The organism is Bilifractor sp. LCP21S3_F8 (assembly GCF_052117805.1).
Lineage (GTDB): Bacteria > Bacillota > Clostridia > Lachnospirales > Lachnospiraceae > Bilifractor.
Genome location: NZ_JBQKIK010000020.1, coordinates 1 through 13,520 on the forward strand (window position 1 = coordinate 1; position 13,520 = coordinate 13,520).

The 13,520-nt window shown below is 47.1% G+C and carries 12 protein-coding genes; all 12 read right to left on the minus strand.

Features of this window, described 5'->3' with window-relative positions; genetic code table 11:
* Window positions 1-277 precede the first annotated feature (277 nt).
* The 12 genes from ACTQ3A_RS09625 to ACTQ3A_RS09680 all read right to left on the minus strand — a co-directional run bounded on the left by ACTQ3A_RS09625 (window position 278) and on the right by ACTQ3A_RS09680 (window position 13,517).
* A complete protein-coding gene (locus ACTQ3A_RS09625; RefSeq protein ID WP_002584327.1) occupies window positions 278-1,738 on the minus strand; it encodes an Lsa family ABC-F type ribosomal protection protein in 1,461 nt (486 codons plus the stop codon).
* A 637-nt stretch (window positions 1,739-2,375) separates the two neighbouring features.
* Window positions 2,376-3,947 carry a recombinase family protein gene (locus ACTQ3A_RS09630; RefSeq protein ID WP_441494694.1) on the minus strand — a complete coding sequence of 524 codons (1,572 nt, stop codon included), beginning with the start codon at window positions 3,945-3,947 and terminating at the stop codon, window positions 2,376-2,378.
* Window positions 3,947-4,348: a hypothetical protein gene (locus ACTQ3A_RS09635; RefSeq protein ID WP_441494695.1), complete on the minus strand. Its 402-nt coding sequence runs from the start codon at window positions 4,346-4,348 to the stop codon at window positions 3,947-3,949. Before ACTQ3A_RS09635 ends, ACTQ3A_RS09630 begins: the two co-directional genes overlap by 1 nt.
* Window positions 4,345-5,907, minus strand: coding sequence for a recombinase family protein (locus tag ACTQ3A_RS09640; RefSeq protein WP_441494696.1), 1,563 nt, complete (start codon window positions 5,905-5,907; stop codon window positions 4,345-4,347). The genes ACTQ3A_RS09635 and ACTQ3A_RS09640 overlap by 4 nt, the downstream gene beginning before the upstream one ends.
* Before the next feature lie 52 nt (window positions 5,908-5,959).
* Window positions 5,960-6,202, minus strand: coding sequence for an SHOCT domain-containing protein (locus ACTQ3A_RS09645; RefSeq protein ID WP_441494697.1), 243 nt, complete (start codon window positions 6,200-6,202; stop codon window positions 5,960-5,962).
* 367 nt (window positions 6,203-6,569) lie between these two features.
* Window positions 6,570-7,643 carry a glycoside hydrolase family 25 protein gene (locus ACTQ3A_RS09650; RefSeq protein ID WP_441494698.1) on the minus strand — a complete coding sequence of 358 codons (1,074 nt, stop codon included), beginning with the start codon at window positions 7,641-7,643 and terminating at the stop codon, window positions 6,570-6,572.
* Window positions 7,644-7,761: 118 nt separating this feature from the next.
* Window positions 7,762-8,031: a phage holin family protein gene (locus tag ACTQ3A_RS09655; RefSeq protein ID WP_441494699.1), complete on the minus strand. Its 270-nt coding sequence runs from the start codon at window positions 8,029-8,031 to the stop codon at window positions 7,762-7,764.
* 3 nt (window positions 8,032-8,034) lie between these two features.
* Window positions 8,035-8,364: a hypothetical protein gene (locus ACTQ3A_RS09660; RefSeq protein ID WP_441494700.1), complete on the minus strand. Its 330-nt coding sequence runs from the start codon at window positions 8,362-8,364 to the stop codon at window positions 8,035-8,037.
* A gap of 18 nt (window positions 8,365-8,382) precedes the next feature.
* On the minus strand, window positions 8,383-9,222 hold the full coding sequence (locus ACTQ3A_RS09665) for a hypothetical protein (protein ID WP_441494701.1): 840 nt from the start codon (window positions 9,220-9,222) through the stop codon (window positions 8,383-8,385).
* Window positions 9,212-10,006 carry a hypothetical protein gene (locus tag ACTQ3A_RS09670; protein ID WP_441494702.1) on the minus strand — a complete coding sequence of 265 codons (795 nt, stop codon included), beginning with the start codon at window positions 10,004-10,006 and terminating at the stop codon, window positions 9,212-9,214. The genes ACTQ3A_RS09665 and ACTQ3A_RS09670 overlap by 11 nt, the downstream gene beginning before the upstream one ends.
* Window positions 10,003-11,391, minus strand: a complete 1,389-nt coding sequence (locus ACTQ3A_RS09675; protein ID WP_441494703.1) for a hypothetical protein — start codon at window positions 11,389-11,391, stop codon at window positions 10,003-10,005. The genes ACTQ3A_RS09670 and ACTQ3A_RS09675 overlap by 4 nt, the downstream gene beginning before the upstream one ends.
* Window positions 11,388-13,517, minus strand: a complete 2,130-nt coding sequence (locus ACTQ3A_RS09680; RefSeq protein ID WP_441494704.1) for a hypothetical protein — start codon at window positions 13,515-13,517, stop codon at window positions 11,388-11,390. The genes ACTQ3A_RS09675 and ACTQ3A_RS09680 overlap by 4 nt, the downstream gene beginning before the upstream one ends.
* Between the last annotated feature and the right edge of the window lie 3 nt (window positions 13,518-13,520).

The window sequence follows — 13,520 nt, forward strand, 5'->3', positions numbered from 1 at the left end:
CCGACTGTTTGTGGAAACATATCGAAAATTTGCCACTGTTTGCGGAAATATATCTAAAACTCAGGCATCAAATGAGGAAACATATCTAAAGGAATCAAGGCAACAAACTGGAATTTGAGTCTCTGTAAAGCTGGAATTAACCCATACAATTATTTTAATTTAGAGGTTCTTACGCAATTATCCGTATTTTGTAATTTTTCAATACTGGAATGCCAGTGTAAATCAGCATTCTCCATTTTTATTAAAGCGAAAAACGTAAAATTGCGGAAGAACCAATTTAGATATTCACAATTTTACTTGCCACAGTATCTCGAAAAACACTGTCATGTTCTACCAGGAGCATGGTCGGGGCAAACTCCGTTATGAGTTGTTCAATCTGCATACGTGAGTACACATCAATAAAGTTGAGCGGTTCATCCCATACATACAAGTGTGCCTTTTCACAAAGGCTTTTCGCAATTAGGACTTTCTTCTTTTGCCCGCCAGAAAAGTCTTTAATATCCTTTTCAAACTGTACACGCTCAAAGTCCATTTTCCTAAGAATTGCCTTGAACAAACTTTCATCAAGGTTGTTTTCTTCTGCAAACTCGGAAAGGGTTCCACATAAATACGATGTATCCTGTGGCACATAAGAAATTACAAGCCCAGAGCCAAGTGTTACTGTACCCGTATAATCTATGGACTGCCCGACTACCAACTTTAACAGGCTACTTTTGCCACTGCCGTTCTTTCCATCAAGCACAATGCGTTCTCCCTGTCTTATTTCAAACGAAACGGGTTCACAAACTGAAATGCCATCATAATAAACTACTACATTCGATAATGATGCAAGCAAATCTGTATGGTAATTAAGCGGTTGTATCTTGAGGGCTTCTGCGGTTTCCATATTTTTCAGCAATGCTGATTTTTGTTCGATTGTCTGTTGTTGTCTCGCTTCTATAGATTTTGAACGCTTCATCATTTTGGCGGCTTTATGACCGACATAACCTTTATCTGCTGCCCCAATTTTGGAAGCTTCTACACGTTCAGACCATACTGCAGCGCGTTTTGCCGACTGCTGTAATCGTCTGATGTCCTTTTGCAAACGTTCGTTCTGAGCCAGTTCAAATTCTTGCTGTCGCTCAAAATTTGACATCCATGATGAAAAGTTTCCTCTTTGCACTTCGATATTCGCTCGGTTAATCGATAGAATATAGTCAACACAATCGTCAAGAAAGCGACGATCGTGAGAAACTAAGATGAATCCCTTTTTCTTTTTCAGATATGCCGCCACACTTTTTCTCGCTTTGGCATCCAAATGGTTGGTAGGTTCATCAATCAGTAGGAAATGCCCTTCATTAAGAAAAAGAGCGGCAATCAAAACCTTTGTCTGCTCTCCGTTGGAAAGTGTTTCAAAAGGTCGCCAAAGCACATCGACATCAACATCAAGATAAGAAAGTTCTCGCATAAGTTCCCATTCTTCCGCAAGTGGGCAAATCTCCTGCAATATATCCTCTGTAATACGATTCTTATCTGAAACGGGATAAGGAAAATAATCAAACTGTACGGATGATAGGATTTTTCCACTATACTCATATTTCCCAAGCAGAAGATTCAGAAAGGTTGTTTTACCTCGTCCGTTTCTGCCCACAAAACCAAGCTTCCAATCGGTATCAACCTGGAAACTGACATTTTCAAAAACATTATCATAACTTGTCGGATATGAAAACGTAAGGTTTTCAATTTTAATCATTGACATAAATATTATCCTCCTTTGCATGTCATACGATACAAAGTCGGTTCGGTGAATGTTTACTACGTATAGATTTCACCAAAAGGAACCGACACTATACGGAGTGAATCATGTGTAACTATCTGTTCTGCACTATTCATAAAGCACCTCCAAAACAAAATAAGAGCCACAAGAAAGTTTATCCTTGCAGCTCGTCATAGCATAAAATAACACCACTAAGCAAAAGTGGCAACAGCACTATATTGAGTAAGATAGACATATAACTTTCTTGCAATAGACACAATAATGCCAAAGTATAGCACTACCGCATATTTTGATTTTATTTGCAAGAAAAGTTAATCATCTTCCCACCTCTTTCTAAATTTCAAAATATTATACCATAAATCGCAGGCAAATACAAGTGGTTATAAAAATTTAACAAATCGCTTATAATACAATCATATAACTTTACGCATTCCTTACTGACCGTAAAATTCTGATTTTCACTACCGACCCACCTCTTTGTGTGGAAGTTTATCAAATATAACCATCTGATATTTTCTATAGGCTCATTTAGACCCAATGTTAGTTTAATATGGTAGCATTATCTTGCCAACAGAAAAGCCGCCCCGGAATCCCGAGACGGCATGAAATATTTTCATCCTTAAATTATGATGTCCTCCTTTGCTCCGCCCTTCACCGTGATGGTGAGCTTGTCTGGAAAGACTCTGATCTCCTCGATAAAGTTCCTTACCAGCTGCTCATCATAGGTGAGCACTTTATCTTTTGCCTTTTCGACGGATTCTCGCAAAGCAGCAACCCGATCTTCGTCACGCTTCCGTTCCGACTTTTCGGTCTCAATCTTATTTTTTCTGTCTCTGAGCTGCTGGATCTCCTCAGCAAGCTCGGATGTATCTTTTCCAGCCTTGACCCTGGAAAGAACTTGCTGCTGAAGCTCAGCAAGTTTGAAATTGATGTCGGCAAGCTCCATATCCGTGTTTCCTGTGGTCAATTCCTGCGCATCTGAGCATATGTCGTTGTATATTCTGTCCTCATCAAGGATCAGATCCTGTACCGCTTTGACGACAGCTTTCTGAAGATCGGCTTCTCTTACCGTTCTGGAATGACAGCCGCTTTTTTTGCCCTTCTGCAGGCGTGATCTGCATCTCCAAACAATCACTTTCTCCCCTTTCAGGATCCACTGCGTTCGCTGAAATGGCGCACCACATTCGCCGCAGATCACCTTGCCGCTCATGGCGATATGGCTGCAATATTTCTGATTGAGTCTTCCCTCTCGTCGAAGTTCAGCACGCCGTGTCATTTCCGCCTGAACCTCATAGAACAGCTCTCTCGGTATTATTGCAGGATGGTCGTCTCGCACATAGTACTGTGGCATATGGTCAACGTTCTTTACTCTTTTCTTTTGGAGCGTATCAATCGTTACCGTCTTCTGTAGCAGGGCATCACCTATATATTTCTCATTTGACAGGATCTGTTGGATATTCGTCCCCTGCCATTTTGTATTTCCTGCACCATTTCTGATACCATCCCGGCCAAGGCCCTTTGCAATGCTGATCGTGCTTCCTCCTTCAAGATACTCCCGATAGATGCGTTTTACGATCTCTGCCTCTTCTGGTACAATTTCCAGCTTTCCATCCTCTCCCTTGGTGTATCCAAGGAAGCGATTGTAGTTTACATTTACTTTTCCCTTTTGGAATCTGTACTGATAGCCCAGTTTAACATTCTGTGATAAGGATTCACTTTCCTGCTGTGCCAGCGATGAAAGGATGGTCAAAAGGACCTCACCATTCGCGTCGAGCGTGTTGATGCCTTCCTTCTCAAAATAAATACCAATGTTCTTTGCCCTGAGCTTTCGTACTGTCTGCAGGCAATCAACCGTGTTTCTGGCGAATCGGCTGATCGACTTCGTGCGAATCATATCGATCTTACCGGCCAGCGCGTCATCAATCATCTGATTAAATTGTTCACGCTTCTTGGTGTTGGTGGCACTAATACCGTCGTCTGCATAAATCCCAGCTGACACCCATGCCGGATTCTTCTGCAGTTCCTCCTCAAAATGTTTCAGTTGGGCATCGTAGCTTTCCTCCTGTTCGTCGGAATCTGTGGAAACCCTGCAATATGCCGCTACGTGGATTTTTTTCTCATTGTTCCTTACCACCTGATTCCCGATCTTCTTTCTGGCAGGGATGATAATAACCTCTGGAGTGCTTGCCATTATTCTTTCACCTCAATTCTTTCATATACATAGGTCGCCCTCGCAACTGGATCCGTTGGAAGTTCTTCGTCCTTGTAATCCAAAAAGCGGAACCTTGTTCCAGGCTTTATATCTGTGTTCTTGCTGGCAGGCCTCTTTTTCTTCTGTCGCTTTGTCTGAACCTCTTCGAACGTATTGTCATCAATGATTTCCGGATAGAACTCATCACCTTTGTATTTTGGATTCGCGAGCATAAGAGACATGAAAGGATGGTTCTTCTGAATCCCGGAATCTCTGAGCGCCTGCGTTAAATTACCGTGCTTTCTGAATGAATCAAAAGCAGCCCTCACCCGCTCTGCCTCTCGGGGCTCAATAACTGCCTCCCCATTTTCAATCCGATAACCATAAAGTACTGATCTCATTGCAATTCCTCCTTCAGCTCGAGTCCGCAGCTTAGCCGGAACCCGATCATATTTCTCGAGTACACAGCGATCTCGTCAACAAACTCCAAGAATGCATTCTCGTCCATCTCTTTTGTGATGTTGTGTTCTCTCAAGTATTTGAGAAGTCGTCCCGCCTCGGTAATGTATTTGTAATTATTGGAAACGGCCAGCGTCAGCGAAGTCTTTTTCGATCCGAGGTCATTCTTTTTATCATTCAAGTCGGCGAGCTCTTTCTGGCAGGTTGAAGTGTCGAGAACTCCATCAGCTGCAAGCTGCATAATGGCGGCCTGCTGCTTAAGGAGAGCCGAATACGCAGCATCGATCTCAGCGATTTCTTTATCCGCGTTCTCTGTATCGAGGTTTTCAAGATTTTTAATGTAGGGCTCCAGCACCTGACGTCGTGCAAAGATGAGCTTATTCATCATCGTCGTAAACGCTGCTCGGATCTTACTGTCTTCTAGCACCTTGAGCGGGCACTTATCTTTATCTCGAATGTGAGTAGGACAAGCCCATGCATCATAAAGTCCACTCTTTCTGCCGCTGCGCACAACATGCTTCAGGTGAGCTCCACAATGCAGGCATATCATTTTTCCAGTAAAAAGATGATTAGATTGATAGAAGCCGGTTCTATCCTGAATTTTTCTCTCCTTCTTCCTTTGCCCAATCAGGTGCTGTACTTTTTCAAAATTCTCCCGGGTGATGATCGGCTCATGCGTATTCTTCAGATAGTATTGTTCTACCTCACCGTGATTGTAATGATGATTGTATTCTTCATCCGTGAAGGTCTTCATGTAGAGCGTGTCTCCGATATACCGCTCATTATGAAGCATGCCTCGTATGTTAGATGCGTTCCACATTTTCCCATTTCTAGGGGTCTTGATTCCGAGTTCATTCAGCTTCTTGGCAATTTTATAGGATCCCATGCCGTCGAGAGCCATGCAAAAGACCATCCTTACTATCTCTGCCTGCTCCTTATTGACGACCAACTTCCCGTCATCGATGTCGTACCCGTAAGGAGGGGTCCCCTGTTTATAGGTGCCACTCTTCATTCGGACTCTGATTCCCCATTTTTCGTTTGTGGAAATGCTCCTCGACTCGCTCTCTGCAAGGCTGCTCATAACTGCCAGCAGGAACTCGCTGCCCATCGTCTGTGTGTTGATGTTCTCCTTTTCAAAGTAGATTCCTACACCGCAGGCTGAAAGCTCCCGTGTCATATTCAGACAGTCGATCTTGTTCCGACTGAATCTTGAGATGCTTTTTGTCAGAATAAAATCGATCTTGCCCTGCCGTGCATCTTCAAGCATCTTTGTCAGCGCCTCTCTTCTCTCAGTCGAGGTGCCGCTGACTGCTTCGTCGTAATAAAGTCCGGCGAACTCCCACGCGGGGTTGCTTTTGATATAGTCCTCGTAGTGTTCCCTTTGTGCCGTCAAGCTTTCTTCCTGTTCAGCGGAGCCTGTTGAAACTCTGCAGTAAGCAGCCACCTTCAGTTTTTTCTTATTGTCCTTCTTCGAAGGATCGATCGTAATTATCGTTGCCACTGTCTCGGCCTCCTTTCTGTACGTGACATATTGGCTCTGATAGGCGGTGATATCAACGAAGATCCGGCAATAAAGCGGCATAAATCGGGATATATTTTGCACGAAAGTGATGCTCACATTTGGCATATTCCTTGTCGGTAATATCTCCATTGTCTCTGAGTTCATCAAGAAGTTTGACCGCAAGATGGTAACAATAATCATTGCGGTAGTCATCGAGTGTTCTCTCTGGCGGTGTCATATCAATCGGGAGGTGTCCGCATCCAAGCTCAACAACATTATTCTTTTCATTATCCATACTGCCTCTGTCCTCCTCGTAACTATGGCAGGACTATTCCTGCAATCGTATACGGACACAAAGGCAGCATTTTTGTGTTCAGAGGCGGGGAAAATTAGCTGAAAAAGCTGGAAATCAAATAAAAAAAAATGCCTATGCATAAAGCACAGGCATTAATCTTATGACCTTATAAAAAAACAGTTAATTCAGGTTTCAGAAAGTTTATTCTACAATTAATAAAGCACATGAAGAAGAATAAACATTCTAGAAAAAAGCTCAAAGAATAAAAAGATATCAAGTGGACTCCTGATATGCTGAAAAAGAAGAATTGCACAATTTCATTTAAGCATCCTTACCGGGTGCTTTTCATTTTACACAGTTGTCCGATTTAAACCTTCTTGATGCTGCTCCGTTTGACTGCCGCCGTGACTGTCCCGTTGACACCAATGACTACCCGATTACCAGTGATTTCCATCACCGTATAGGTGTCATACCAGACAGTGAAGCGTCTGCCATCATAGGTCACAGGATGAATAACTTTTACCTGGTCACCGACAGAAAGATTATCACCAGCGAAAGGAGCATTCCCTCCACCAGATACTTTGGTAAGGTTAGCTGCATTAACTGCCGCTGTCACCTGACCGCCGATGCCAATCACAACCCGGTCACCTGACACTTCCATCACGGAGTATTCGTTGTACCAAAGTTTGAAAGGTACTCCATCATAGGTCACTGCATTGGTAACCTGAACAACATCGCCAACGGCAAATCCGGAACTTACTGGCTGTGATGGTGCAGGAGAAGATGCTGGTGTAATCTGCACCGGTTTACTTCCCTTGCCATAACCATTGAAGCCTCCGGCAGTGATGACGGAAGGATAATCCTGATAGGAAATATCCAGATCCACATTGCCATTAATACCGGAAATTCTGCCGGAAGATGAATACTGCCAGATTCCGTATGCTCCGCCATAGGTGCACTTTGAAGCATACTGGGCTACCCAGTGCGTGAAAGACGTGAGTCTGGAATCATCCATCCTGTCGCGGAATCCGGAATAGGTAGATCCATAGATGCCAGCAAAGTATCCTGCCGCCTCAAGTGCCCGACAGAATGCGATCGTTGCCTCTGTAATTCCTGCTTTTGCAGATACAGGCTGTGCTTCGTTATCCATGAAGACTGGATATTCAAGCTGCTTGCCCTTAAGCTGCGCAAGAAACCTCTGGGCGTCAGCTTCACCATCCTCTGCCGATGTGCAGGCAGGTCCTACAAAGTAGTATGCCCCGACAGCAATTCCATTTGCTTTTGCTTCCCGGTAGTTCTCCTCCCATCTGGGGTCCGTATAAAAGCCAGCGTCCGATCCGCCCGCCTTGATGATCGCAAACTGGATGCCCGCCGCTTTTACCTTTGCCCAGTCAATGTCTCCCTGCCAGTGGCTGACGTCAATTCCTCTGAATTCACTCATGTGTTTCTCCTCCTTCATTCCAACAAGAAAAGCCCTCCGGGTTTTGAAACCCGAAGAGCCGTGAATTACAGTGCTCCATTAACGGATGGAGCAGCCGAGATACGAGGATCACCTCCTCTCACGCATCTGTCTTTGTGAGCTGCTTGTAGATCTGGTTTACACCAGTCGCTGCAAGACCGGACACGATGCCGACAGCAAGGGCATTGATGACATCCTTTGCCGGGAAGTCTGGCATCAGGTAAAGTCCTGCAATACCAAGCACCGCACCGACGCATCCACAGATCACAGGGATCAGCTCGTCCTTTATGGAGCCAGCTGCCTTACAGCCAATACCGACCAGATACGCGATTACCGTGATCGCTGCCACACTTGCAATTCCAAAGTCCATAAGTCATTCCTCCTTCTTTTTATTTCTGTCTGCCGTAAGCGGCAGTTCCAGACATTTCTTGTACAGGGACTCCCCCGTACCATTCCCGCCGAGCGCCTTGTATGGCTTGTACAGGTACTCGAGGTTGCTCCGGTCCTCCGGAGAGCACCATCCCCGGGTAATAAAAAAGCTGCAGGCCTGATAAATACGGTCATGCAGCAATGCCATCATTCCTTCTTTGATTTCGTCATTCTCCTGCTTTCTCCGAAGCAACGTCCGCCACAGCCATGTGATGACGGCAATGATCAGCGCGAACAGCTCCTGAATCCAGTAGTGCAAAATAAAATCGATCAATGGAATCACCTCCCTTCTTTAATCTTCCACATACACCATGAGGTACTTGTACTTGAGCGTTGCCTGGTTATAAGCCATCAGAGTTGTCTCATCGTTAGCAACACCATCGGCAAACTTGAAATGCCCGATCTGATCCGCATCTGGATAGCTTCTTGTTCCGTTATCTTCGCTATCTATGATGCACTTTCCTGTTGTGGCATAGAACCGGAATCCGTTATAGGTATCCATGTCCGTTGACAGGGTTCCGTCCGAAAGCTGTACTTCCACGACTTTCAGGCGGATATCCGGATCACTCTTCATGATTGAGGATCTCTTCAAATGCACAGCGCTGTTTGCGGGATAGGTAATGAATCCCCTCCCGTCATCCACATCCAGCGCAAGCTTTGTCACAGCAGCGACGTTCTTGATGTGATCGAAGGAGGGCTTGCTTACCTCCGTGACGTCACTGGAAGATCCTCCAGATCCGGATGCCGGAAGAGTCAGCACCTGTTTGGTTCCTTCCGAGGAGCGGATGGTGAGTTTTCCGTCACTTAGCTCAAAGGTGTAGGTCGTATCCGTAAAGACGGCTCCTTCCGGGACATCGGATTTTACGGTATGCCCGCCGAGGGCTTCTGTATTTGCCTTCACCGCAGCCTTAACCTCAGAGTCGTCATAGGCGGTATCCGTAAAGACCGCATTCTCAGGTACGTCACAGGCCACCGTGTGTCCGTTCACCTTTGCGGCATTGTCCACAACTCCGTCTCCGTCTTTATCAAACTCCGCTACTTGTCTCACCTCATCAATCAGCTGGTTCCCTGCCTCGCAGAGCCGCTTGATCACCTTGTGTGCTCCACCATACTTGATCTTCTTAATCGACATTGAAGTACGCCTCCTCCCGCTTCTGCGCGCCGGTGTTCCGCGAGACATACCGCTCGAGATCGGTGAGAATCTGATCCGTTGTATTGAGGCGGTCCACCAGTTTGTAACTGTCGATATACGGATCAAAGTAGGAAAGATTCTCCGGCTCGATAAACGAGGTATCCTGCATGTCATGAATGCACTTCCGGCACAGCCTCGTGGCTGCCCTCTCTTCTTCCCGGCTTGTGGCAAACCAGTGTGCATCATGCCATTTGCAGTTCCAGTAGCAGTCCGTGTTCGGAATCAGGATATAGCGGTACTTCTTTGGCAGATTCCTCATCGCATCGAGGTGGCGGGAGAACCAGTAGAACAGCACGATGTGGTCGTACATGGAGAGATCCCGGCTCTGGATGTCTGCCGCTGTAAGAGTGCTTGTGATCGAAAGTGTGACCGAGATCTCCGGATGTCGGCTCTTTGCGGCAATCGCCAGCGCATCCTCGCTGATCGTGAAGATCCGAATGCCATGGTTGTAATACTTCTCCAGAGCGTCCAGTGTCGCATCTCTTTGCATCAGCACGCAGAGTGGAAGCCCCAACTGCTGCAGGCATTTCAGGCGAAGGACATACTCCTCATAAGTTTTGGGATACTCCTCTCTGGTCTCGATGTCCTGTCTCGTGCTCACGGCATCCTCCTTCCATGCCGGAAGGTAAATGCAGCGAATGTACGAAAAAAGCTCCCGTTTTCGCGAGAGCTTCGGAATAAAGTCATAGGAAAAGTTGTAAGGGAGTTCATACTGCTTCTTCATGCGTCCTCCTTATCGGTCAGCGTGTACGTGATTTTCATGGTCTGCGAGGCGTTCTTTGTGATTGGAGACGACAGGTTGTTGATCGTGCCAAGATAGGCGCATCGGAGTGCGGTGCGGATCCGATCGTTGTCGTAATACCCGTCGTAGTGATAGGTTGCGAGGAGTTTCCCATCAGAATGAAGGATCGGTGGAATCTCGATTGCAGCTCCGTCAACCGCCTCCTCAGAGTGAGAAGCATCCGGGTAAAGAAAACCAGTCTTGTAGCAGCTGTTCCCGTCCTTCTGGTATCGATACTGGTACTGAACGCCTCCGTTATAGAGCATCGGCGCCATTCTATCGAAGGTTCCGCTGTTATCAAAGGTAAAGATCTTGATGTCCACCGGATTGGACAGGTTCACGATGTAGATACTGTGCTCGTCATAAGATTTGGCATAGAGATATCCCTTGTTGACCACAATCGAATAATCACTTCGTGAAGCCAGATGTACTCCGGCTAATGTGATCACTTCCTCCGGCTGTTTCTCAAAAGAAAGATCGGACATCTTGTACTTCGTGAGATACAGCTTCGCATCGTCCTTCTCGTTTCCCTCATCGTAATAATAGTTGTAGTAGGTGTTCCCGTAAGAGGTGTAGCTGCTGATCCGGTTGTTCTGCGTGATGAGGTAAAGGTAGCCGTCCGTGCCGGGCATCCAGTATTTTGCCGGGCCGATATTGCTAAAGTTCTGGTAATCCGGAAGCTTAAGCGTCGTCACCGTTTCATACGGGAGAGTAAAGGAACCATAGGTCTGGTCTGCGACCTTCACCGCATAGGGATCAAATCTTCCGCGCTGCACCGTCACACCATCCGAATTCAGCCAGTACACAAACCCATCCTTTACGAGGAAGGGTCTTCCGTTATGCTCTTTGTTCTCGATGGTATCCATGTCACAGTAGAAGTCCCCGCAGACCTGTCTCTGGAAGGGATTCACCCCGGCGTAGGCACTCGTCAGGGCAACCGACTGGATGGTTCCGTTTGCCTGTGCGGTGCCAAAGTCCCAGACGGAAACATAGCCGGTATCCGTTTTATGTGTCTCGATCGCATTTAGAGATCCCCGCATCGCATCATCCGTGTTGGTATCCCGGGAAGCGTAACCCACAAGCTTTGCATCCGTCGGGAAGTTCGTATTGTTCACGTCCTCAGCGAGTTTTCCATCAAAAAGCAGGATGCCACCGAGCGCATTCTTTGCGATGGGAAAGACGTTATTATTCATCGGTCTGCCCATCATGGTCTGGAAGGCAATCAGCTCCTGCACGGCATTGGTGACAAGATTGTCCTTCTCATATTGAAATTCGCGCTCTCCGGTATCCGCATTAAAAAGCTCGATTTTGGTATGTCCTTTGATCATTCTTTCACCTCTTTCGTAAAGATCTGGATGTCCGTAAGTGTTCCTTTCTCGTGGATGATTGCCTTCAGCTGAATGGAACCATTGAGTTTTTCTGCCCACTGCTTTTTGGTGATCTCCTTCATCGCCGGAGCAAACATGCCATAGGATTCCTTTGTGGTGTCCGGCGTGATCCAGCCATTGGCGTATTCCCACCAAGTACTGCCGTGATCGAAGGAGGCGAGGAAGTTCACATTATTGCTGTCACAGTTCGAAGTAATGGAAAGGATCTGATCTGCTTCACAAGCCTTTGTCACAAGTTCCGCTATGGTCACACCATCTTTTAACTTCCATGCGCCATCCTTCACCTCAATCTCATCGTTGCTGTAGGTGACGGTATCGAGATGCTCCGTATCAAACCGGTGCAGGAACTTCACCGTACCGATGGCCCCAGCGATCGGCTGCAGCACACTGGATAACTGCATGGATGGAACGATGTCGGAATAACCTGCGGTTTCAGGCGAGAGCAGGCCAACGGTTACTGAGGCATCAAAACTGCGATACACCGGAAATAGGTTCATCTCCGGAACCGTATCGTAAACGGAAATGGTGCCATCCCACGCACCGCTTCCTGCGAGTCCCTGTCCTGCCATGTAAGCTCTTGCATCTCCACGTGCGATGTGGCAGCTGCCACCGGCCATTGAGAGCCAAACTTCAAAGTTCCCGGTAAGATTTGCTGTACTGTTCCATGTAAAAAGAAGATGCAGGAGGTGCGTCCCATCTGGCAACATTTCCACCGGGACATAATCCTTGACCTCCTCCCCGTTCAGGTAGTACGTAACGACCATCACCGCATCGGTATCCGATATTATTTCTTCCGCTTCTGTCTCTGTCGTGTCGAGCGTCAGCTTGATCTCCGCGTGGAAGTCGATGTGGGTATCCTTCACCGTGACATAGCGGATATCAATGATCTTGGCTTTTGCTGTATCCGCGATGTCGTAATCAGCGGCGTTCTGGTAATCGTAGTAGCGAATATAGTCCTGATTCTCATTGGAGGACAAGATGCCCTGCAGGTTCTTGTCCGTCTTGGACTTTGCCGATGCCAGCGCCGGGTCCTGCCCCACGCCCTGCATCGTGAAGGACTTGTTGTAGTTGAACGCGTACTTCGTCATGCAGAAGAGCTTGTCCTTGTCGGCAAGGCCGTCGGTAAAGCGAAACACGTCCATGAGATCATAGGCGGGATTCCCGATCAGCTCCGCCTTAAACGGCACGTAGTCAACCTTCGAAAGTGCGGTGAGGATTGCCCTTCTCTGTGCGTCCTTTTTCTCCTCCACACCATACTGGAGGAAGGGATCCGAGCCGATGTTGTAGGTAAGGCCGTCATCCGTATCGAGGGCATAGTAGGATGTGCTCTTCGCATCGATATTCACAACGGAGAGGCCGGTGTATCTGGTTGAGAAATCGGAGAACTCACATCCGGTAAAACGATGTTCGGTGTCGATCTCATCAACCACAGTCTGACCATAAGATTTGACATAGATCTTCCCATCCCGTCCGGCGTAAACATTCGCAGCTATCGATGCAGCAACCCACGAAACAAAGTCCCGCCAGGTTTCGATATCGGATTCGCTGTAAAGGGAAAGCTCATCAGAGCCGTTTGCCATTGCTGCGAACGCTTCACTGGAAGTTCCAAGGGAAAGCCCGCAGGCTGTACAAGCTGTCAGCATCAGGTTGTAGGCGGTACCGTTGATGGACGTGACGGAGCAGTTTTGATCGAACTTTGCCATGTGATCATATGCCTTGATCACCACACCGGAAGCGGTATGCTTTGCAGAGTCTATGGTGAACACGCCAAGCGGCACATCCTCGAAGCTTCCGTCTGCAAGCCGCATTCCGAAAACCGGTGCGATTTCCTGGTCCTTCCAACTGTACCGAGGGATCTTCAGGTTCATGAGCGTCACATCCAGTTCCCCAATGTAGACCTGTCCGATCTGGACGGAGGAATCATCCGAGCACTGGTTCGTGATGGAGAAGGATCCGGATAGGATGTTGTCATCCGTAAAGGACACCCTCCCGACTTTTCCGGTCATCCGGAATCTCTGCACCGGCTGCTTCATGGCAGCCTTGTATTGTTCACTTACGGCGTACATGAA

Coding starts and splice junctions, on each gene's coding strand:
- ACTQ3A_RS09630 (WP_441494694.1), bottom strand. CDS start 3,947: ATGGCAAGCACTCCAGAGGTTATTATCATCCCTGCCAGAAAGAAGATC.
- ACTQ3A_RS09655 (WP_441494699.1), bottom strand. CDS start 8,031: ATGGACTTTGGAATTGCAAGTGTGGCAGCGATCACGGTAATCGCGTAT.
- ACTQ3A_RS09675 (WP_441494703.1), bottom strand. CDS start 11,391: ATGATCAAAGGACATACCAAAATCGAGCTTTTTAATGCGGATACCGGA.
- ACTQ3A_RS09670 (WP_441494702.1), bottom strand. CDS start 10,006: ATGAAGAAGCAGTATGAACTCCCTTACAACTTTTCCTATGACTTTATT.
- ACTQ3A_RS09635 (WP_441494695.1), bottom strand. CDS start 4,348: ATGAGATCAGTACTTTATGGTTATCGGATTGAAAATGGGGAGGCAGTT.
- ACTQ3A_RS09625 (WP_002584327.1), bottom strand. CDS start 1,738: ATGTCAATGATTAAAATTGAAAACCTTACGTTTTCATATCCGACAAGT.
- ACTQ3A_RS09650 (WP_441494698.1), bottom strand. CDS start 7,643: ATGAGTGAATTCAGAGGAATTGACGTCAGCCACTGGCAGGGAGACATT.
- ACTQ3A_RS09645 (WP_441494697.1), bottom strand. CDS start 6,202: ATGGATAATGAAAAGAATAATGTTGTTGAGCTTGGATGCGGACACCTC.
- ACTQ3A_RS09680 (WP_441494704.1), bottom strand. CDS start 13,517: ATGTACGCCGTAAGTGAACAATACAAGGCTGCCATGAAGCAGCCGGTG.
- ACTQ3A_RS09665 (WP_441494701.1), bottom strand. CDS start 9,222: ATGTCGATTAAGAAGATCAAGTATGGTGGAGCACACAAGGTGATCAAG.